Source organism: Actinomadura sp. 6N118 (assembly GCF_044326415.1).
GTDB lineage: Bacteria > Actinomycetota > Actinomycetes > Streptosporangiales > Streptosporangiaceae > Spirillospora.
Map to the genome: position 1 here is coordinate 48,446 of NZ_JBIRAZ010000018.1, position 21,109 is coordinate 69,554.

Annotated in this window: 14 protein-coding genes and 1 pseudogene; 11 read left to right on the plus strand and 4 right to left on the minus strand. The window is 66.4% G+C overall.

Annotated elements, in window-relative coordinates:
• Nucleotides 1-327 precede the first annotated feature (327 nt).
• From ACH34W_RS37585 to ACH34W_RS37615, 7 genes and pseudogenes are all read left to right on the plus strand, one after another.
• Nucleotides 328-1,503: an ROK family protein gene (locus tag ACH34W_RS37585; RefSeq protein WP_395965943.1), complete on the plus strand. Its 1,176-nt coding sequence runs from the start codon at nucleotides 328-330 to the stop codon at nucleotides 1,501-1,503.
• 136 nt (nucleotides 1,504-1,639) lie between these two features.
• The gene (locus ACH34W_RS37590) at nucleotides 1,640-2,797 is read left to right on the plus strand and encodes a sugar phosphate isomerase/epimerase family protein (protein ID WP_395965944.1); all 1,158 of its coding nucleotides are present in this window, start codon (nucleotides 1,640-1,642) and stop codon (nucleotides 2,795-2,797) included.
• A gap of 289 nt (nucleotides 2,798-3,086) precedes the next feature.
• Entirely contained in the window at nucleotides 3,087-6,152 is a 3,066-nt protein-coding gene (locus tag ACH34W_RS37595) for a PQQ-dependent sugar dehydrogenase (RefSeq protein ID WP_395965945.1), read from the plus strand.
• Between the two features lie 468 nt (nucleotides 6,153-6,620).
• A pseudogene (locus ACH34W_RS37600) lies at nucleotides 6,621-6,863 on the plus strand (DUF2637 domain-containing protein); the annotation flags it as partial.
• A gap of 280 nt (nucleotides 6,864-7,143) precedes the next feature.
• Nucleotides 7,144-7,509, plus strand: a complete 366-nt coding sequence (locus tag ACH34W_RS37605) for a hypothetical protein (RefSeq protein ID WP_395966112.1) — start codon at nucleotides 7,144-7,146, stop codon at nucleotides 7,507-7,509.
• A gap of 317 nt (nucleotides 7,510-7,826) precedes the next feature.
• Nucleotides 7,827-8,009 (plus strand): hypothetical protein, encoded by a 183-nt coding sequence (locus ACH34W_RS37610; protein ID WP_395965946.1) that lies wholly within the window; start codon nucleotides 7,827-7,829, stop codon nucleotides 8,007-8,009.
• A gap of 3 nt (nucleotides 8,010-8,012) precedes the next feature.
• The gene (locus ACH34W_RS37615) at nucleotides 8,013-8,252 is read left to right on the plus strand and encodes a hypothetical protein (RefSeq protein ID WP_395965947.1); all 240 of its coding nucleotides are present in this window, start codon (nucleotides 8,013-8,015) and stop codon (nucleotides 8,250-8,252) included.
• 132 nt (nucleotides 8,253-8,384) lie between these two features.
• Here ACH34W_RS37615 and ACH34W_RS37620 read toward each other — a convergent pair whose 3' ends face one another.
• A complete protein-coding gene (locus ACH34W_RS37620) occupies nucleotides 8,385-8,639 on the minus strand; it encodes a hypothetical protein (protein ID WP_395965948.1) in 255 nt (84 codons plus the stop codon).
• Between the two features lie 1,283 nt (nucleotides 8,640-9,922).
• Nucleotides 9,923-10,924, minus strand: a complete 1,002-nt coding sequence (locus tag ACH34W_RS37625; protein ID WP_395965949.1) for an NADP-dependent oxidoreductase — start codon at nucleotides 10,922-10,924, stop codon at nucleotides 9,923-9,925.
• Nucleotides 10,925-11,025: 101 nt separating this feature from the next.
• Between ACH34W_RS37625 and ACH34W_RS37630 the strand changes: the two genes are divergently transcribed.
• The 3 genes from ACH34W_RS37630 (at nucleotide 11,026) to ACH34W_RS37640 (ending at nucleotide 16,971) form a co-directional block, all read left to right on the plus strand.
• Complete coding sequence (locus tag ACH34W_RS37630) at nucleotides 11,026-14,142, plus strand: BTAD domain-containing putative transcriptional regulator (protein ID WP_395965950.1); 3,117 nt, start codon at nucleotides 11,026-11,028, stop codon at nucleotides 14,140-14,142.
• Nucleotides 14,143-14,220: 78 nt separating this feature from the next.
• Nucleotides 14,221-15,120 carry a zinc-binding dehydrogenase gene (locus ACH34W_RS37635; RefSeq protein ID WP_395965951.1) on the plus strand — a complete coding sequence of 300 codons (900 nt, stop codon included), beginning with the start codon at nucleotides 14,221-14,223 and terminating at the stop codon, nucleotides 15,118-15,120.
• Nucleotides 15,121-15,963: 843 nt separating this feature from the next.
• Nucleotides 15,964-16,971, plus strand: coding sequence for an NUDIX domain-containing protein (locus ACH34W_RS37640; RefSeq protein ID WP_395965952.1), 1,008 nt, complete (start codon nucleotides 15,964-15,966; stop codon nucleotides 16,969-16,971).
• Nucleotides 16,972-18,377: 1,406 nt separating this feature from the next.
• Here ACH34W_RS37640 and ACH34W_RS37645 read toward each other — a convergent pair.
• On the minus strand, nucleotides 18,378-18,992 hold the full coding sequence (locus ACH34W_RS37645) for a hypothetical protein (protein WP_395965953.1): 615 nt from the start codon (nucleotides 18,990-18,992) through the stop codon (nucleotides 18,378-18,380).
• Between the two features lie 115 nt (nucleotides 18,993-19,107).
• On the minus strand, nucleotides 19,108-19,806 hold the full coding sequence (locus ACH34W_RS37650; RefSeq protein ID WP_395965954.1) for a hypothetical protein: 699 nt from the start codon (nucleotides 19,804-19,806) through the stop codon (nucleotides 19,108-19,110).
• Nucleotides 19,807-20,266: 460 nt separating this feature from the next.
• On the opposite strand from ACH34W_RS37650, the gene ACH34W_RS37655 reads away from it, so the two are divergent.
• On the plus strand, nucleotides 20,267-21,100 hold the full coding sequence (locus ACH34W_RS37655) for a hypothetical protein (RefSeq protein ID WP_395965955.1): 834 nt from the start codon (nucleotides 20,267-20,269) through the stop codon (nucleotides 21,098-21,100).
• Nucleotides 21,101-21,109 lie beyond the last annotated feature (9 nt).

Below are 21,109 nucleotides of genomic sequence, written 5' to 3' on the forward strand. Positions count from 1 at the left end.
AACCAGACCAAACCCGCCTGGCGGCGGGGTCAAGGGGTCGATCATGGATCGACGGGGCCAGCGGGCTGCGGTGGGCAGCGCCGACTTGGTGAACGCGGGGTGATGATCACGGCCACGCTGATCGTGGACTCGGTGGCTCGTGAGGCCTGAGGTGTCCGGCTGCGTGAGCAGCATCCGGTCGGGGTGGAAGAGGTGCTGGAGGGCACCGGGCACTGCTCGGCGATGCCAGGCAGCGGATCCCTCATGTCCCACATGATCGGACGATAGGCTCGACTTATGATTCCTGTCAACGGAAGTCTGATGACGATCGACGTATAGGAGGCCCGTGTGCCGAGTGAAGGCACCGCACAGGGCATCGGCGCGGGGGCGATGCTGGCGATCCTCCGGGACGGGCAGGCCCGTACCCGCGCCGAACTGGCCCAGCTCACGGGGTTGGCCCGCTCCACGGTGTCGCAGCGGCTCGACGCTCTGATGGACCATCGCTGGGTCGTGGCGACCGAGGACTCGATCTCCTCGGGGGGGCGGCCGGCCGCGGCATTCGCGTTCAACGAGAGCGTGCGGGTCGTGCTCGCCGCCGATCTGGGTGCGTCCCACGCTCGGTTGGCCGTCATCGACCTGGGCATGACCGTCCTCGCGGAACGGGCCGCGGAACTGCCCATAGACGGAGGCCCCGAGGCCACCTTGACCTGGCTGGTCACCGCGTTCCAGGAGATGCTGGCCGAGACCGGCCGTGATCTGACACAGGTGTGCGGGGTGGGGGTCGGCCTGCCGGGACCGGTCGAACACGCCTCTGGCCGTCCGGTGAACCCGCCGATCATGCCCGGCTGGGACGCCTTCCCCGTGCCCGAATGGCTGGGGGAACGGCTCGGGGCCCCGGTCCTGGTCGACAACGACGTCAACATCATGGCGCTCGGCGAGCACTGGACCGCGCGGCCTGAGGTCGACCACCTGATCTTCATCAAGATCGGCACGGGGATCGGCTGCGGGATCGTCTCCGACCGCAGGCTGCACCGTGGCGCGCAGGGAGCCGCCGGCGACGTCGGTCACATCCGGGTGACCTCGTCGGACGTGGTGTGCCGGTGCGGCAATGTGGGTTGTCTGGAGGCGGTCGCCGGCGGGGCCGCGATGGCGGCGGCGCTGCGCGCCGAGGGGGTCGACGTGCAGGGCAGCCGCGACGTCGTGGCACTGATGCGGGCGGGCAGCGCCACGGCCGCGCAGCTCATCAGGCAAGCGGGGCGCGAGGTCGGCGGCGTGATGGCCTCGATCGTGAACTTCTTCAACCCCTCGGTCATCGTCATCGGCGGCGACATCGCGGAGGCGGGCGAGCATGTGCTGGCGGGGATCCGGGAGGTCATCTACAGCCGCTCGCTCCCGCTGGCCACGCAGCATCTGAGCATCCGGGCGAGCGAGCTGGGTGACCGGGCAGGCGTCATCGGGGCCGCCGTCATGGTGGTCGAGCATGTGCTCGCACCCGGCACCATCGACCAGACCATGGCCGGTTGAGGACCATTGACCCCGCTACGGCCGCCAGTAACAATGTGGACGTTCCGCATCGGAAGGCGGTGGCACGCCGTACCGAGCGGGCGACGGTTCGTTGCGACGCGGTTGGCGCACGCGTCCCTCATGAAGGGATACGTGCGTGGCTTTCTTTCGTGCACCCAGCCCCCAGTCGTCCGACGATGTCCATGCTGGAGATGACGCACTCGGCCGCAAGCTGGGTCTGAGCCGCCGCCAGCTCCTCGCGGCCACCACCGGTATCGCCGCCGCGATGGCCGTCCCGGCGCTGCCCCGCCGGGCTGACGCCGGGGAGCAACCCCTGATCCGCGACAGCAAGCGCGGCATCATCCTCTACACCGTCCGCGACGCCATTTCCCGCGACCCGCTGACCACCGACCTCCCTTCCGGCTTCCGCGAAGTGTTCGAGGCGCTCAGCGACATCGGATTCGAGCGGGTCGAGTTCGCGGGATACCAGCAGCACGCCAACGCCCAGGGCGGGGCCAACATGGAGACCGTCGAAGGCGCCAAGCTGCTGCGCAGGTGGCTGAACGACAACGGGCTGCGGGCCGAGGGCAACCACGGCTTCATCCCGGCCTCCTGGCCCCTGACGCAAAGCGACATCGACCGGTTCAAGCGGACACTGGAGATCGCGAACATCCTTGGCCTGGATCACATGGGCACTGGCAACGACCCCACCTCCAGTGCCTACAAGGCCGACTGGGACGTGGCGGCCGAGAAGTGGAACACGCTCGGCGAGATCGCCAAGGCGGCCGGTGGGACCAAGCTCTACACCCACAACCACGACGCGGCCTACAACTTCCTGCTCGACAGCGGCCCGCTGGACGGGCAGGGCAGGCCGACCCGGTCGTCAGGCATCCGCAAGCTGGAGTACTTCCTCACGATCTCCGACCCCCGCTACGTCTACCTGGAGATGGACATCTACTGGGCGCACGTGGCCCAGTACAGGTTCAAGACCTTCACCGCGCCCGACGGCTCCGTCCAGACCGACGTCTTCGACCCCATCGCGGTGGTCAAGCCGCAGGAGCGGCGCTTCCCGCTGTTCCACGCCAAGGACGGCAAGCTGAACCCGTCCAACGCCAGCGGCTACGACATGGTGCCGTTCGGGACGGGCGACATCGACTACGCCGCCTTCTTCCGGCAGTTGCAGAGCGGCCACCACTACCCCATGTACGAGCAGGACAACGCGCCCGGCGGCGCCGCCGACCCTGGACGGTCCCTGCAGTACGCGGAGCTGAGCTACGACAACATGTCCGCACTGCGCGCCTCAGACGGCGCCTGACACAGCGTCCGGTACACGCCTGACTACGGGTCCGAACGAGGTCCGCCGCGGCGACCGGCAGCGGGTCCGAACAGAGTCCGGCACCGTCCGATACGGCCTCCGAACGGGTCCGGCTCGGCGACTGCCACAACCGTGATGCGCGTTCGCGTACGGCGCCTGACACGGGGGCTGAAGCGAGCTTCCGATTCGGCGCCTGACTGAGACCAGGCCGCCACGTTGAACCTGCCGTTGCCGCGGCAGACGTGGCGGCCCGGGGCACCGACACCACTCTCTGAGGAGCAGTATCGCCATGAAGCGTACTTCAGCCGTGCTCGGCGCCCTCACGGCCGCCGCGGCGCTCGTGCTGGCGGCGCTCGGCGTGCCGGCCCAGGCCCATCCCGGGCATGATCCGGCCACCGAGTGGTCGAGCTACGAGAAGATCACCCTGACCAAGAACGTGGGCGAGCCGATCGACCTGGCAGTCCTGCCGGACCGGCGGGTCCTGCACACCGCCCGCAACGGCGACATCCGGCTGACCGACCCCGCCACCGGCGTCACAAAGATCATCAACACCATCCCGGTCTACGCCAATTCCGAGGACGGCCTTCAGACGATCGCCATCGACCCCGGGTTCGACACGAACAAGTGGGTCTACGTCTACTACGCGCCCAAGACCATGACCGCGCCCTACCCGGAGACGACGCCGACCGGGTCGGCGCCCAACTCGCTGCCGGCGGGCGAGAACGAGTCCTACTGGGACCGCTGGAAGGGCTACAACCAGCTTTCCCGCTTCAAGTGGACCGGCGACAGGCTGGACCCAGCCACCGAGCAGGTCATCATCAAGGTCGGGGTCCAGCGCGGGCAGTGCTGCCATGTCGCCGGCGACTTCGACTGGGATGCCGAGGGCAACCTCTACCTCGCCACGGGTGACAACACGCCCGCCGGCACGCCGGGGGCCAACGGCTACGCGCCCAACAACGACGCACCCGGCATGAACCCCGGCTTCGACGCCAGGCGGGGTGCGGGCAACAGCAACGACCTGCGTGGAAAGATCCTGCGGATCAAGGTGGGGGACGACGGCTCGTACACCGTCCCGGAGAACAACCTGTTCGCGGCGGGCACGCCGAAGACCCGGCCGGAGATCTTCGTGACCGGGGTGCGCAACCCGTTCCGGATCGACGTGGACTCCAGGACCGGCACGGTGTCGTGGGCCGACTACGGGCCCGACGCGGGGACCGGCGACCCCAACCGGGGACCGCTCGGCTACGTCGAGTGGAACATCATCCCCATCGGCAAGCCCATGAACAGCGGCTGGCCGTACTGCACCGGCAACAATTTCAACTACAACAACTGGAACTTCGGGACCGCGCAGCCGCGCGAGTGGTTCGACTGCGCGGCCGGCCCCAAGAACACCTCGCGATGGAACACCGGCATCGAGCAGCTTCCCCCGGCGGTGCCCGCGGACCTCTACTACGGAGACAACGCCGGCCACCAGCCCGCGGAATGGGCCGGGCTCGTCGACTTCGATCCGCAGGGCGGCCAGGGACCGATGGGCGGCCCCATTTACAACTACGACAAGGACAACCCCTCGACCACCAAATTCCCCGAGTACTGGGACAGCAAGGCGTTCTTCGCCGAGTTCTCGCAGGACTACCTCGCGGCGTTCACCGTGACGCACCCCGACGGGCCGGTCACCAAACTCGAACATTTCCTGCCCAACAGCGCGTTGCGGAGCGCCGCGCAACCGATCACCGACAGCCCGATGGACATCGAGTTCGGCCCCGACGGGTCGCTGTACGTGCTCGACTACGGTGACGGCTTCTTCCGGGCCAACCCCGACGCCGGCCTGTACCGGATCGACTACTCGCCGGACAACAAGGCACCCCAGGCGAAGATCAAGACCGACCGGGCGTCGAGCAGCCAGGCGCCGCTCACGGTGGCGTTCGACGCCTCCTCGTCCATCGACACCGAGGAGGGCCCGCTCACCTACGAGTGGGACTTCGACGGTAACGGCACGTTCGACGCGACCGGGGTGAAGGCCTCCCACACCTACACCGCGCTGGGGCAGTACACCGCGCGGCTTCGCGTCACCGACTCCGGCGGTAGAACGGGGCTGGCCTCGGTCGAGATCACCGTGGGCAACACCGCGCCCGTGGTGACCATCCAGCGGCCGGCCAACGGCGGGTTCTTCGACTGGGGCCAGCCGCTGCCCTTCAAGATCAGCGTGTCCGACGCCGAGGACGGTGACAACCCCGTCTGCAGCCGGGTGCAGTGGACGTTCGGCATCGGCCACGACACGCACGCCCACCCGGAGACCACGGGAACGGGGTGCAGCGGCGCGTGGCCGACCCCGGTGAACGCGCCGGAGCACGGCGCGACGGAGAACATCTATGGCGTGGTGGTCGTGAGCTACCGGGACAATGGGGCGAGCGGCGTTCCGAGCGCGCTCGGCGAGGCGGCCCTGATCGTCAATCCGAAGCTGACGCAGGCCGAGCACGGCGATCTGACCAGCGGTGTGAGCAAGGTCGCCGACGCCACCGCGTCGGGCGAATTCAAGCTCACCTCCTTCGACGCCGGTGACTGGATCGCCTACGATCCCGTCAATTTCACCGGAATCGCATCGGTGGAGACCAGGGCGGCGGGCGTGGGCACGCTCTCGCTCCGCTGGAACTCGCCGACCGCCGAGCCGTTCGCCACCATCACCGTGTCGCGGGGCTCGGGCTGGCGCACGGTGTCCACCGATCTCGCCGACGCGCCCAGCGGCACCGGTCGTCTCTACGTCACCTCGACCGGTGGCCTGGATGTCGACTCGTTCACCTTCCAGGGCGAGGGTGTGGCCGACGCGACTCCGCCGACCGCCACGCTGACCCTCGCCCCGGCGGCGCCCAACGGCTCGCACGACTGGTACACCACCAACGTCACGATCAAGGTCGACGCCACCGACAACGGTGCGGCGCCGAGCCGCCAGTACTCGCTCGACGGCGGCGCGACCTGGCTCACGATTCCGAACGCGGGGCTGACGCTCAGCACCGAGGGCGAGAATCAGGTCCGCTACCGGGCCGTGGACAACGCCGGAAACCTCTCGGAGGTGGGCAGGGCCAAGGTGAAGATCGACAAGACCGCCCCGGCGCTGTCGCTGAGCGGGGTGGAGGCCAAGCAGTACGGCATCGCCGAATCGATCACTCCGGTGTTCTCGGCGACCGACACCATCTCGGGCATCGATTCGCTCCAGGCGAAGATCGACGGAGACAAGATCACCTCCGGTGTCCCGATCCCGCTGTCGAGGCTGGGACGCGGCGAGCATGAACTCGTCGTCACCACCACCGACCGGGCCGGGCACCCCACCACGAAGACCGTGAGGTTCCAGGTCTCCTAGAAGGCAAGCCGTGTCCCGGCGAGGCGGTATGGATCGCCTCGCCGGGACACCTTGTACGTCATGGGATCGATGCCCCGGGGATGCTGCGGGCGTAGGAGGTCTTGGGGCTGACCCGGATTCCTACGTAGACGCAGGGGGTGCGAGGGGCGGAACCCTCTGCATCGGGGGTCCGGGGGTCGCCCCCCGGGTAGGCATGACGAAGGGCCAGTAGGGAGGGAAGCCGAAGGCTCCCGACCACACTGACCCCAGGACCGAAGTGTCCGAGGGGGGACTCGAACCAAATCCCCATATCTCGTGCTTCCACTCGGTCATGTCCCTCTCGACGCGACCGCCCTGGTCGAGAGGCCGGAGGGCTGAGCGGCCATGGCGAACGCCGAGCCTTCCCCCGCAGAGCGGGTGATCCGGTGGGCCTCCACAGTCAGCGTCATCGCGCTGGCCGGTATTGCCGCAGTGATCAGCTATAAGCACATGTACCAGCTGGTCTTGCGGTACGGAGAGACGTCCTGGACGGCGGCCCTGCTGCCGGTCAGCGTGGACGGGATGATCGTGGTGGCCTCGATGTCCCTGCTGGTGGACTCTCGCCAAGGGCGCCGCAGCGGGCTGCTGCCGTGGACGCTGCTGGTGCTGGGCAGCGCAGCCAGCCTGGCCGCCAACGTTGCCGTCGCCGAACCATCGGTGCTCGGCCGCCTCATCGCCGCCTGGCCAAGCTGCGCCCTGATCGGCTCGTATGAGCTGCTGATGTGGCAGGTCAGGCACACCGCTGAGCGAAAGATCCCGCTCGCCGTATCTCTGCCTCATACGAGTCCGGCACCGGATGAAGCCGCCTCCGACGAATCTTCATACGACGCCCCGAAGACCACCGGTTCCTCATACGCACCTCATACAGGCGTGACCGCGGACGACGTGATCTCGGACTCCCTCTCATACAAGGCTCCTGCTACTACGGACCACGGTCCGGCACCCCTCATACGAGGCACACACGTCCGGCGCTGTGGACCTCCTACCAGCTCCAGACGGGCCGTACCCAGAAGACGTCGAACAAGCGAGGCATGCTTCGCGTCGAGGCGGCCGGCGCGCGTCGGGGCTGCAACGCCTGGTCGCCGTCCAGGAGAACGACGACCACCAGCCGGTGGACGTGGTCTACCTTCACCACATCCACTGGAAAGTCGTGTTCGCCTGCGAGATCGGTGGCGACGCCAAAGAGCCGACCGTGAACGTTCCCGTCGGGTCCGGGGTGGTCCTCCTCGGCGAGGGCGTCGGGCAGGTCGGGGCGACGCCCGTCCTCGACGGACCCGGAGTCCGCCCGAGGGACGAGGTCAGCAAGGTGGAGCACCTGCCCGACAGAGACCAGCAGTAACGCCCGACGTTGAAGACGATGTGGTCGCCATTCCCCACATCCCCGAACCCTGGCCTTCCATGGTCTGTACCTGTTCGGGCGTGTCCAAGGCGGACGGCTCGGGGATGAACGTCAGGTCCGGGCCGCGGCAGGGCGGGCACATCACCGCCCGGGACGCGATCTCCCACCGATGCCACACCGCACTCGGAGGCCAGCCACCCATCAGCCGCGTCAACAACGCTGAAGGTCAATACACCTAGGGCCGCAGCTATGCCTTCGACTGGATGTTCAACGGGCAGTTGGTCCCGATGAGGTTCTGGCGCAAGCCATTGCACGCGATGACCGATGCTTTCACCACCGCCGGCTTCCGCGTTGCCGTCGTCAGCGAGCCGCAGCCCGACCCGGCCGCCCGTGAACTGTTCCCCGACGACTTCCATGACCTTTCGACCAAACCCTGCTTCCTGTTCTTCGTCATCGCGGTACCGCCGTCGGCTACGGGCTCGGACGACTCCAGGCCTTGACAGGTGCAGAGAAATTTCGAACGACGCAAGGTCTCCATCGGCGCCTGCGGCCGAGCCTTCGGCACCCCCTGCATCCACGAACACGCCTGCGTCCGCTGTCCCATGCTCTGGCCCGACCCCACCCAACGATCCCGACTCATCGAGATCCGAGACAACCTGGCCGCACGCATCGCCGAGGCCGAACGCGAGGGCTGGCTCGGCGAAGTCGAAGGACTCAAGATCAGCTTGAACGGCGCCGAGTAGAAGCTCGCTCAACTCGACAGACGCCCCGGAAGCCGCACGGTGGTCGAACTCGGCGTCCCCACCCTGGTCCGCTCTGTCGAAACCTCGCCTGCAACGACCTGATTCAGCAGCCCCGCGACAGACCGGCAACGATCAAGCAGCGAAGTTCAGGGAATACAGCATTCGCCACAGCACCCGCTCGCGCAGCGCGTGCGCGTCGTCGGCCAGCAGCTTGTCCAGCCGGGCGCGGGGGATGGAGCGGTCGCCGCGGCGGGCGGTCTTGCGCCGGGTCAGGCGCCGGGCCGGGTTGGTGGCCAGGGGCTCCTGGCGCTGCGCCCAGGTGGTGAAGGAGGTGAGCGCGGACAGGTGCCGGTTCCAGGTGGCCGCCGCGCCGTCCCACCGGTCCATCACCGCGGCGAAGTCCTCGGGTGCCAGGTCGGCGACCGGGTTGGCGCCGCCGGCGACGTCGATGAGGCGGGCGAGGGTGTCGTCGTAGCTGGCGCGGGTGGTGGCGGCCGGGATGGAGTCCAGGTAGCGGTCTGTTCGAGGTCGATAGGACCCAGGTCGAGCAGCCCGCGCGGCCGGTCCAGGAGAAGAAGACAGCCTCCGGTGGCCGGTCGATTCCGCCCCTATGACGGTCGAGGATGGGCAAGCGGCAACGGGACTGCGTAACTTGTGGCGCGCCGGTCGGCTATCTGAATCGCGAGCACTGCTGCCGTTGCTGGCGGCGAGTCCAGGAGGAGGCAGCCAAGGCGTCCTGCCCGGGCTGCGGCAAGTCGCGGATCCTGCAAGCCGAGACCGGCAAGTGCGTCTTGTGTTCGCGGTTCTGTCTCCAATGCGGTCATCCGGTCCGCCGGGCGGGGTGTGACGGCGTGTCGGGACTGCCGTCGCAAAGCTCGCCAAGAGGCCGCCTAGCGGGACTGCCCGCGATGCGGCCGGCCAGGGCTGCTTCGTGAGGCGACTGGCTGGTGCGGGCCCTGCTTCCGGCCGCGCCCAGGCAAGCAGCCGCCGCGGATCTGCCGTGAATGCGGCCAGCTGCGCAAGCACGGCGGTCTGGGGCTGTGCACGGCCTGCGTTCAAAAGCACCCCGACCGCGCCTTTTATTCGAGGAGCTGGGATCGCCGTCCGCCTGGGTGAGCCACCAGCCTGGTTCAACGGTTTCGCCGCGTTCCTTGCTGCCATGGCTGGGACGTGAAAACGGGACACCTTCCTTACTCCGCACGGTAAGGGAGGTGTCCTTGGTCATTTCAAGACGATCGGCGAGGGTGACGCTGCGCTGGGACAGGACGTCCACCTCCTGCACAGCGCGCGGGTTGGTGCGGCCCAGTCGCGCGATCTGCAGCTCGGTCCCGGGCAGCTCGGCCAGCCGCCGCTCCAGTTCGGCCTCGGCCTGGCGGGCCAGCGGCCGCGCTGCCGTGCCTGGCACCGCGCAGCACCAACACGTACTTGCCGGAGCCGTCGCCCATCGGGACCGGGAGGACCTGGCGATAGGCGGCGAGGGTCACTGGGGTCCTGTCCATAGGGGGCGGCCAGATTGCCGTCATTTGACTGGGGCGCGGTAGTTGGTGGTGGGTGTCGCGGGTAGGTGTGGCTAAGCCATCGAGACTTCTCACCTACAAAGCCATCTGGCAATCCGTTCGTTGGCCTCATCGGTGGTGGGTTGTGAAAGCGCAGGCCAGGCCCGAGGTGTGTCAGAGCCTCACCAGCATCTTGCCGACGTTGCCGCCGCGCATCATGTCCAGGAAGGCGGAGGGCGCCTGCTCGATGCCCTCGGCCACGGTTAGCTCGGTGTGCAGGGAGCCGTCGGCCAGCCAGCCGGCTGCCTTTCCGATCCATTCGGGGAATAGGTGGAAGTAGGAGTTGATCAGCATGCCGCGCAGGGTGGCGTCCTTGGCGGCCAGGGCGAACAGGTTGCTCGGGCCGGGGATCGGCTCGGTGGCGTTGTAGGTGCTGATCGCACCCACCATCGCGATCCTGCCGCCGTGACGCAGTGCGTCGATGGCGGCTACCAGGTGGTCACCGCCGACGTGGTCGACGTAAACGTCGATGCCGTCGGGGGCGGTCTTGGCCAGTTGCTCGGCGACCGAACCGGCACGGTAGTCGATCGCGGCGTCGTAGCCGAGGTCCTGCACGAGCTTCTTGGCTTTTAGCGTCCCGCCCGCAGAGCCGATCACGCGGGAGGCGCCGAGCTTGCGGGCGAGCTGGCCAGCGATGCTGCCCACCGCCCCGGCCGCTGCAGAGACCAGGACCACGTCGCCCTCCCGCACGGGGGCCACCTGGGTCAGGGCTGCGTAGGCGGTCAGCCCGGTGGTGCCCAGCGCGCCGAGCCACGCTTCGGCGGGGGCCAGGGTGAGGTCGGCGACGGTCGCGGCCGCGGCGTCCACCGCGGCATACTCGCGCCAGCCCAGGAAGTGCACGACGGTCGCGCCCACCGGAATGTCCGCCGAGCGCGAGGCCACGACCTCGCCGATCGCCGAGCCGTCCATGGGGGCACCGAGCTGGAACGGCGGTAGGTAGGACTCGGCATCATGCATCCGCTCGCGCATGTAGGGATCCACCGACATCCAGGTGTTGTGGACCAGAACCTGGCCCTCGGCCAGCTCGGGCAGTGTGGTGCTGACCAGTTCGAAGTCCTCCGGGCGCGGCTCACCGAAGGGGCGGGAGGCCAGGTGGATCTCATGGTTCACGGTCATGGGTGGTGCTCCTCACTCGGGTGGTGCTCTCTGCTTCGGGCTCCACTCTGGACAGGGCCGCGCACGATCGGCTGGGGGTTCGCTGCGGGTACCGTGAATTGATGCGATTCGGTGTGCTCGGCACTCTTTCCGTGTGGGCCGACGACGGGCGACCCGTACGGGTCCCCGAGGTGAAGGTCCGGGCACTGCTCGCCGACCTGCTGGCCCACGAGAGGCGTCCGGTGTCCGCCGATCGCCTGGCCGATGACCTGTGGGGAGACAACCCACCGGGCAACCCGGTCAACACGCTGCAGACCAAGGTGTCCCAGCTGCGCCGCGCCCTGGAGCAGGCGGAGCCGGGAGGCCGCGAGCTTGTGGCCTTCCAGGCGCTGGGCTACGTCCTGCGCGCCACCGACGTGGACGCCGCCCGTTTCGTCGCGCTGCTCGGCCGGGCCCGCACCGCCAATGATCTTCAGGCGAAGGCCGGCCTGCTGTCGGACGCGCTTGCCCTGTGGCGCGGTCCCGCCTATGCCGACTTCCGCGACGAGGAGTTCGTCCGCACCGCCGCCACCCGTCTGGAGGAGCAGCGCCTGACCGCGCTGGAGGAACGGGCGGAGGTACGGCTGGAGCTGGGCGAGCACAGCCTGGTGGCCGACGAGCTGGGCGAGCTAGTGGCCGCGCACCCGCTGCGCGAACGCCTGCGCGCCGCCCACCTGCGCGCGCTTTACCGGTCGGGACGGCAGGGAGAGGCGTTGGCCGGGTACGAGGAGCTGCGGCACCGGCTGGCCGACGAACTTGGCCTCGACCCCGGCCCCGATCTGGCCGCCCTCCACCAGGCGATGCTGCGCCAGGATCCCTCGCTCGCGCCCGCGCGCTCGCGCACGAACCTCCCCGCCGCCCGAACGAACCTTCCCGCCCCTCTCACCGAGCTGATCGGCCGCGAGCAGGCCGTGGCCGAGGTCGGCTCCCTTCTCGGCTCGGCGCGTCTGGTCACGCTGACCGGTCCCGGCGGTGTCGGCAAGACCAGGCTGGCTCTGGCGGTCGCCGACCTCGCCTCCGACGCCTTTCCCGACGGGGTGTGGCTGGTCGAGCTGGCGGGGACCTCGGGTGAGACGGCGACCGTGGCCGAGGTGGTGGCTGCCGAGCTGGACGTCCGCGACGAGATGGCGACGGGTTCGCGTCCCGGCGTGCGACCGGCCGACCTGACGCACCGGCTCGCCGACGCCCTGCGTGGCCGGCGGCTGCTGCTCGTGCTGGACAACTGCGAGCACGTGGTCAAACCGGTCGCCGAGATGGTGGACCTGCTGCTGCGGGCCGCCCCGGACCTGCGGGTGCTGACGACCAGCCAGGAGTCGCTGGCAATCCCCGGGGAGACTCTGTACGTGGTACCGCCGCTCGAGCTTCCGGTCCCCGGCACAGACCTCGGGCAGGCCGGCTCCGTGCAGCTGTTCGTGGCCCGTGCCGCGGCTGCCGCGCCCGGGTTCGTACTGGACGAAGCGAGCGCGCCTTCGGTGGCGGCGATCTGCAGGAGGCTGGACGGCCTGCCGCTGGCGTTGGAGTTGGCCGCCGCTCGGGTACGTGCCCTGGGCGTCCGCGGCGTGGCCGATCGGCTGGACGACCGCTTCCACCTTCTCGCCGTCTCGGGCCGGGGACGGCCTCCTCGCCAGCAGACCCTGCGCGCGGTGATCGACTGGAGCTGGGAGCAGCTCACCGAGCAACAGCGGCTGATCCTGCTCCGGCTGGCCGTCCATCCGGGAGGCTGCACGCTGGAAGCGGCCGAGGCGGTGTGCGCGGGCCCTGGACTGGGCCCTGGAGTGGACGTCGCCGACCTGCTGGACCAGCTGGTGACCAGGTCGATGGTCGAGTCCTCCGGCGGGATCCGCTACCGGCTGCTGGAGTCGATCGCCGCCTACTGTCTCGAACGGCTCGCCGACGGCGACCCCGTCTTCCAGCGCCGCGACCTCTACTACACCGAGCTGGCCGAACAGGCCAGCCCCCACCTGTACGGTCCTGCTCAGCGCCAGTGGCTGGACCGCCTGGACACCGAGGCGGCCAACCTGCGGGCCACGCTTGAGCACACCACCGACCACGCGCTGGCACTGCGCCTGGTCGACGCCCTCGCGTGGTACTGGTACTTGCGCGGCAGACACCGGGAGGGCCGCGCTTCCTTCGCCGCGGCCATGGCGCTGCCCGGCGTGAAGTGCTCGAGGACGGCGGTGTGGGAGGCCGGGTTCGCGGTGCTGACCGGCGACGGCAGCGACCTGCTGGAGCGCAGTCGCACCGTGGCGCGGGCGCTGGACGCCCGCGAGGCACGGTCACGCTGGTTCCTGGCACTCGCGCATCTGAGCTTCGGGGACGCCGCCACGGCGGAGGGCCTGCTGACGGAGGCGCTGGCGGGGTTCCGCGCCGTCGGCGACCGCTGGGGCGAGGCGGCGGCGTTGGCGGGCCGCGCCAAGCTGGCGATGTTCCAGGGTGACCACGTCCTCGCCGAGCGGTCCGGCACCGAGAGCCTGACGATTTTCGGTGACCTGGGCGACGGCTGGGGACGGCTGCAGGCATCCGACATGCTCGGCTACCTCGCCGAGATCACCGGTGACTACGAGCGGGCCGCTCGCCTGCACCGCGAGGGACTGCGCATCGCCGAGGACCTGAGACTGTGGACTGATGCGTCCTACCGGCTGTCCAGCCTCGGCCGGCTCGCCCTGCTGACCGGGGATCTGGACGGTTCCCGGGAGCTCCACGAGCGGGGTATGCGCCTGGCGGCCGAGCAGTCCAACAGCTTCGCCGAGGAGTTCGCACGGGTCGGCCTCGGTCTCGTGGCCCGCCGCGCTGGCGACCTTGACACGGCGGCTCAGCTCTTCCAGCAGTCGCTGGCATGGAATCGTCGGCTGGAAGCCGACTACGGCGTGCCCTTCTATGGGGTGACGCTGCTGCTGGCCGAGCTCGGCTTCATCGCCGAGCAGCGCGGCGACTCAGCCACGGCCAGGTCGCTGCACCTGGAGGGGCTTGCCGCGGCCCGCGAGACCGGCGATCCGCGCGCCATCGCCCTGGCCCGGGAGGGGCTGGCCGGGGTCGCGGCGGCCGAGGGCGACTACGAGGAGGCGGCGGCCCTGCTGGGTGAGGCCGCCGCGCTCAGGGAGTCGGTGGGCGCGCCCCTGCCGCCCGCAGAACGCGGCGACGTCGACCGGATCACCGCCGCTGTTCGCGCGGCGCTGGGCGAGGAGGCGTCCATGCGCTGACCCCCAGCCGATCGTGCGCGCGTTCCGTCAGGGTCGTACCCGTCGCCATTAACGGTGGCTATTCACAGAGGAGTAACGATGCGAGCCCTGATCTACAACCCGGACCTCACCAGCGACGTCGTGCCCGACCCGGTGCCCACGCGCTCCCAGGCGCTGGTCAAGGTGGCGGCCTTCTCGCTCAACTTCGGTGAGATCGCCTACAGAAGCGCGAACGTCCGGCCCGGGTACGTCCCGGGATGGGACGCCGCCGGGGTGGTCGTCCAGGCCGCCGCCGACGGTTCAGGTCCTGCCACCGGCACCCGCGTGGTCACTTTCGGCTGGTCGGGGGCCTGGGCGGAGCTGCGCGCCGTGGACACCGCCGAGCTGGCCGTCGTTCCCGAGGCCGTCGACCTGGGGCTGGCCAGCGCGCTGCCGGTCGCCGGAGTCACGGCGCTGCAGGCGGTTCAACGACTCGGCCCGCTGACCGGCCGCCGTGTCCTGGTCACCGGGGCGTCCGGCGGCGTCGGCCGCTACGCCGTACAGCTCGCCGCACGTGCGGGAGCGCATGTCGTCGCCTCCGCCGGCAGCCCCGCCCGCGCGGAGGGCCTGCGTGAGCTGGGCGCCGCAGAGATCGTCATCGGTCCGGAGAACCTGGAGGGCCGGGTGTACGGCGTGCTGGACAACGTGGGCGGGCCGCAGCTCGCGGAGGCGTTCTATCGGCTGGAGGACGACGGCGTGGTGATGGCCATCGGACGGGCGGCCCGCGAGGCCACGGTCATTGACTTCGAGCTGGCGGGCACGCGATCGGAGCGGGGGCGGATCGAGAACTTCAACGTGACCACACCGTTCGGCGGCGACCTTGCTCACCTCGTCGGGCTGCTGGCGGCCGGCGAGCTGGACGCCCAGGTCGGCTGGCGCGGGCCGTGGGACAAGGCGATGGAGGCGGCCGATGCCCTGCTCGCTCGCCGCGTCGCCGGAAAAGCAGTCCTCGATTTGTGACGCACCGAGCCATGGGCGTGCGCAGCCCTCGCTGACGTGGAGAGTCCTTGGCGTTCAATCCTGCGGAGACAGTCGCGGCACCCCTGGGCTCGTATCCACTGCGGGCTCGTGCCCCGACCAGCCGATTCCGGCCCGGCGGGACGGTCTGCCACAGCTGCCTCGACCGGTGGCGAGCCATCCCCGCAGCTAGCGATCAGGCTGGGGGAGCTGTCCGAGGAACTGCAACGCCAGCTCTACGACGCCTTCCAACTTCAGGTCCGCTACAACAAGCCACGGCACGAGGCCGTGATCCGCGTCACGATCCGAGAGGACACCGTGCACACCCTCAACGACGCAACCTCAGGGGCCATCGGCCCCAACAAGCATCGCGAACGGCGCCAGACCGGCGCCGCCGCGAGTTTCCCATGTTCTGTGCGCCCCCGGCAGGATTCGAACCTGCGACACCCGCTTTAGGAGTCAGGAGCGCATGCAACGCTGAGTTGCCCGCTTACCTGCGTAGATGCAGCAAACGATCACGGCTGACTAGCAGATTGGGACCACTATGGGACACGATCAAGGTCAGACGCCTCTTTGACGAGATCGACTAGCCGCCATCCCAGCCTTCGCGCCACCCATCGATCGTCGCAGAGCGACCGTTTCAGCGTCTCATCTGAGCTGATCAAGCGCCCAGAACGCCCCGAAGGAGGCCAGCCACCCCCTTGCCACGGATGGCTGCCTTCGAGGCGCACTGAGAGGTCTGTGTCCATCCGGTTCCGGGCGCTCGCTGCGTGGCCTTAAGGTCTGCCGGTACTGGCCTGGACAGTCGGCCGGTGACATTGTTACTAGTTGCGCAACGCAGTTGGAGTGAGCGAGCAGGGAGGTCGTTTGCCGGAGAGTGGTTCCGCGTTGGTGATTTTCACCGACGTGCGCGGGTTCAGCAAGTGGTCCGAGGCGAACGAGGTCTTCGTAAATTTGAGGGCATTTATCGATGGGTTTATGGCGATCCTCCGCGGAAGATTCAAGGCGCCAGGATACGAGATACTGTCGCGTGGTGACGGCGCCTTGATCTATTCACCCATCGATAACGATCTTACCCGTATCGAGGTGTCCAGGCTGTTGGCCCGAACGCTCACCTCCATTCGCCAAATTGAGCAGGATTTCCAGCGGCACTGTGGGGAGTTCGGGCGCCGTGTGGGGCATGGGGCGGACTTGAAACTGGGCTGGGGAGTGGTCCGGGGGCGGGTGATCTACGTTGGTAGTGACCTGGCTGGCCATAATGTCAACAAGTGTGCCCGACTGTGCAGCGAGGCTCGTCCGTACGGAATTGTGATAGACCGAGACGATTTTCCCGATCAGCCCAAGGCCCCGGCCGTAGTTCCACAGGTTCGTCTGGTGCGTTCCATGGGGGAGGTGCGGGTTTGGGTGACACAGGAGATTGCCTCTCAATTTGTACCACGGGAGCGCCTGAGGGAGACCCCAGAGGTTCATGTGGCGGGAACCTGCTTCATCGAGGACTCCCAAGGACGTATCAGGTTGTTGGTGGCGCGCCGGGGGATGCAGCGTAGGCTGTTCCCGGGTTTGCTGGAGGGGTGTGGCGGGCAACTAAGACGGTCGGAGACCTTTGCCGACGGAATACGCAGGCATTTCCGGCAAGAACTCGGTCTTGATGTGCAAGTGCTAGAAGATCTGCACCTCTTCTATGCAATTCGAGAACCAGGCGAGCCCTTGATTCCTGGTATTCGGTTCTTGTGCAAGAGAGTCAGCAACCGTGAACCGGCATCAGCGAACCACTCCGAGCTGCGTTGGATATCGGAGGAGGAATTCATGGACCTGTCTGACGATGAGTTCGTCGGCAACCTAAAAACGAGATAATTGAATTGCTCGTCCGCTATCGAGCCAAACGCCACAACGGAAGGCCCAAGTCAGGTGATCCATAAACCGGGACAGGCCAACCTTCGGGGGCTCGCTGTTTGTGGATCATGGAGACTGGCACGGTGTTCACCCATGACCCCTTGACCCCCAGCTACCGGCGAGCATTCCTCGATCACTCTGAGTCCAGCGCGACACGTCCGCGAGGGTCGCCGACATCCGCTCAGAGTTGCCGCGGTTGCTGTTACTTCCTAGCTTTACTCAAACGGATCAAGCCCCTTGGGCTACCCTCCACAGAAGGCCGGTCATCCGTCTCCACGGATGACCGGCCTTCTGTCGTTTCTGGGGCCGCGCCCTGATCGCTGACCAATCGTTCGTGGCGAACACGCAGCGTGGCTGATGGCCGCGAGGTCTCGCTTTGGGAACTTGGCTCGCAACATGCCGGCCGTAGTGGGGGGTTCCTGCACCTTACGTAGCGATTTGGACTCGGACCAGCACTCCCAGAGGTTGATCAGTCTCGCCCTGTCCCTCGTCCAGCTCACCACGGTTCTATCCGTTCGAGATCATCCCCGCTGGTTCAACTTCAACGGCTTCCCACCTGGCTCCCATCCAGCTCTGAGCAGCTGGTGGCTGGTTCGCCGTCAAGAGATCGTTGACAGCAAGGGTGCCCGGAGTCGGCCAGGCAATCGTCCAGTTATGGGATTGATCTCTTTGAAGATGAGGCACACTTGGTGGGCATGACGGTTCGCCGCACTACTGACAATGTTCAGACGTATCAGTTGCCACAAGTTCGACTCTACCGCGAAGATCTTGAAGAGTTGGCACGTGCCGTTTCCGATATCGGCAATTTGCATATTGAGACTAGTGAATGCATGGCGGACTCCTGTGAGGATATATCGAATCTCGGCGAGATCAGCCAAATAAAATTCTGCGGTTCTGGCGTGGATGGAAGACGTAGAGTTGAAGTCGAATTCACATCATCACTCTCCAGGGTAACTCTTACCGAGCCCGATACATTGCTATTTGGCATACGGGCGCGAATCTCAGAAATATGCGCGTCTAGGAAAAATGCGAGGCCACGAGTCGGTGTAGCGTTGACTCTAATTTCGGTTGCCTGCTTTGTAGGGGCCTTGGTAGTTGCCAGTATTAATCCAGGGTCAAACAGTAGAGAGAATCTTTATTTCGGACTTCTTTTGTGTCTGACTGCATTCGCAATAATAGGTGCCGTTTTGAGTACATTTAGATCACAGTCCAGAATCATTAATGCTTATCGACGCGACAGGCCGACTTTCTGGGAGCGAACTATAGATGACTGGATTGTTAATGCAATAATGTCGTCCATTAGTGCAATTGCTGGTGGAGTGATAGGCTATTTTGTGAATACGATTACTTAGGGTAGTCGCGCGTGGTCATCTGCGGAACAGATGCGTCAGACCACGGCGCGGGTTGCCATCGACGCGGACGCTTGTCGCCCAGCGCGAGGGATGGCCACTGCCGTCGTAGCGTTGCCGCTTCAGCCATCTCCTCCGGAGGGGCCGTCCGCGCCGGAGTTCCTGCTTGATCAATCGATGGGCGAAGTCACTCCACGCGTCGGCTTTCCGCCAGCACTCGAGAACGTCGTCTTCTGTTGCCGCGAGATCGTCATCGACCTGTGCGGCTTCCTGCCAGAGGACATAGGTGCGTCGCCACTCGCGGTCGGACTCATCGGCCCTCCGAGCCACCTCACGTACGAGTTCGGAACCATAGAGATCGAGCCGGTTGAGCGTGTGGATGTCTTCGTCGGCATCGGCCGGGTCAGGATCGAAAGGCACTGGGTGGGGCTCGGTCATCTGCTCATAACGGCGCTTGTGCTGGAGCACCGAGTACGCAAGGAAGTCCTCATAGGCGTCCGCGCTACGAGCCCACAGCCGATCGTTGTGGCTGCGCTTGCGTCCCTCGCGGAGACCGATCGTCCAAGTCAACAAGGTCGAGGTGATGCCGGCCAGCCCGACAAGGGCCGTGAGTTCGTGTGGCTGCAACCCCATCCGTGCAGCATGCCAGGGCAGCCCTGCGGTAGGCGGGTCACTTGGCATTGCTGGCCCCTGTCTGAATGTGGTCAATCGCCTAGAGTAACCGCGCCGTCATGATCCTGTGTCACTCTTATTGCTGACGCGAGCCCGCAAGCACTTCGTTGATGACAGAGTCGGGCGTTGTCGAAAACAGAGGTGCAACTTCAACGGTCCACACGAAGTTGCCCTTGGTTCCAGATGTATAGGTGCGGTTCTCAAAAGTAGCATTTTTAAGCGACTTTGACTCGCGTGAGAGTTCAATAACTTTGCCAGCCCCTATGTCGAACAGATGTTTATATTCCATGGCCGATGTGGCGCTAGGCATTTCGACCCATGTGATTGCAACATGTGCGAGACCTCGATTGGCATCGTTGACCTGAATGTATGCTCGCGCCATGTACTTACATGGGTTTGCCTGGAAGTAGTCACGCACCTGTCCCTCTGAATGCCTTGCGCAGTCGTTGTCGAACCCCATTGACAACTTTGTTCTGAAATGACCTACTTTCAATGTAGCATCGGCTTGCTTGAATCCGGCTTGCGCCTCGGTTGTTAGTGCGTTTTTGGGTGTCCGAGGAGAAGCTGATTTGCCTGTCTTGGAGCTCAGAAAACTTATGCCCGTCCAGCCTGATGCGATGATCACTACTGTGACGCCAATGGCGATAACGATCCGCTCTCCATTTTCATTGAAATTACTTGGTCCGGGATGGCTGGATTGACCGCCAGGACTTCTCCTCCAGTGCCTCCTTACTCGTCGTCCGTCGCGAAAATGTTCTCGCACCCAAGGCGACATCCCGATACTCCTGGATTTATCGCGAGCGAAGTCACATGGATGGTGATTCTCTAGTTGCTTATCACGATTTATGCTGAATCTTCTACTGGCTTAGGCGTGTGGAGGTTGTACCTTGTCCACAAACGGCTATCTCCTTGCCAAGCCGGTCTTCGCGCCCGCCCCGTCATCCGGCCTCCCAGGAGCTGGGTACAAGCGGGTGCTGGTGACGTTTGGAGCCTTCACAGAGAGCCGTTGTTGGGCCCATAGAGCTGGACGGCTCCGGACCTGTGTGGGGGAGGATCCCTCGAACCCTGATCGGCGGACGGGCCTGCACCTGCCTGAACGTGCTGGCCCGCGCCCCATCTCAAGGCCCAGTGTGTTGCCCCGCGCAAACCGGATAGTGGGCAGCGCCACCCTGGCGGGCGCCGGCACGCTCTGATGGTGGTGGCATGGACGTGTGCAGGTGCGAGAAACTTGCCGCATGGCCAAGCTGACCATGACATCAAGCCGATGGGACGAGATCACCGCGCTGCTGAAGGATGAGCAGAGACTCCAGGCCGAGTACCCCAAGGTGGCCGAGTACCTCGACACGGCGGCACGGCTGGCGGGAACCGGCGACGATCAAGCCGACGCGCAGTTCGACTTGCGGTTCGTGCACTACATGACCGGCGGCAGTGCTGTCAGCTCGAACCCGTACTGGGAGATCGTTGAACCGCTCGTGGGTGAGCACGACGGCCGCCGGGTGGTGAATGGTGGCCGGGCAGAAGGAAGTGCGCGACTGGCCTTTGCGCAGATGCTCTTGCAGGCAGCCTACGCGTACGCGATCCCCGCGCCACAAACCATCGAATGGATAGCGGGCTTCTGTGTGGATCTCCCGATCGTGGAGCTCGGGGCGGGACGAGGCTATTGGGCGGCTCAGTTGGCTCACTCGGGCCTGACTGTTGAGGCGTACGATTCGGAGCCGCCGGACAAGACCAAGAACACCTCATTCCCCGGAGTGGCCGGCCAGACAGACGTCTGGCATCCGGTTGGGGATCTGACTGAGTTCGCGGATCGTGCCCGGCCAGCGGACTACGCGCTGTTCCTCTGCTGGCCGCCTGGTTGGGGAGACACGATGTCGTCAGAGGCGCTTACCTTGTTCGAGGACGCCGGCGGGGAGCGACTCATCTACATTGGGGAGCCGAAAGGCGGCAAGACAGGAAACGATGCATTCTTTGACGCCCTGTCCGCTCGCTGGAGACTGGACTCCGTAGATACGCAATTCGTTTCGTGGTGGACAGAGGCGGACGTTGCGCAGGGCTGGGTCCGTAGCTGAGGGCCGCAA

What these genes read in the sequence shown, in the direction of transcription:
- ACH34W_RS37595 (WP_395965945.1), top strand. Translation starts at nt 3,087, where the DNA reads ATGAAGCGTACTTCAGCCGTGCTCGGCGCCCTCACGGCCGCCGCGGCG.
- ACH34W_RS37610 (WP_395965946.1), top strand. Translation starts at nt 7,827, where the DNA reads ATGACCGATGCTTTCACCACCGCCGGCTTCCGCGTTGCCGTCGTCAGC.
- ACH34W_RS37620 (WP_395965948.1), bottom strand. Translation starts at nt 8,639, where the DNA reads ATGGACCGGTGGGACGGCGCGGCGGCCACCTGGAACCGGCACCTGTCC.
- ACH34W_RS37625 (WP_395965949.1), bottom strand. Translation starts at nt 10,924, where the DNA reads ATGACCGTGAACCATGAGATCCACCTGGCCTCCCGCCCCTTCGGTGAG.
- ACH34W_RS37630 (WP_395965950.1), top strand. Translation starts at nt 11,026, where the DNA reads ATGCGATTCGGTGTGCTCGGCACTCTTTCCGTGTGGGCCGACGACGGG.
- ACH34W_RS37635 (WP_395965951.1), top strand. Translation starts at nt 14,221, where the DNA reads ATGCGAGCCCTGATCTACAACCCGGACCTCACCAGCGACGTCGTGCCC.
- ACH34W_RS37645 (WP_395965953.1), bottom strand. Translation starts at nt 18,992, where the DNA reads ATGGGGTTGCAGCCACACGAACTCACGGCCCTTGTCGGGCTGGCCGGC.
- ACH34W_RS37650 (WP_395965954.1), bottom strand. Translation starts at nt 19,806, where the DNA reads ATGTCGCCTTGGGTGCGAGAACATTTTCGCGACGGACGACGAGTAAGG.
- ACH34W_RS37655 (WP_395965955.1), top strand. Translation starts at nt 20,267, where the DNA reads ATGGCCAAGCTGACCATGACATCAAGCCGATGGGACGAGATCACCGCG.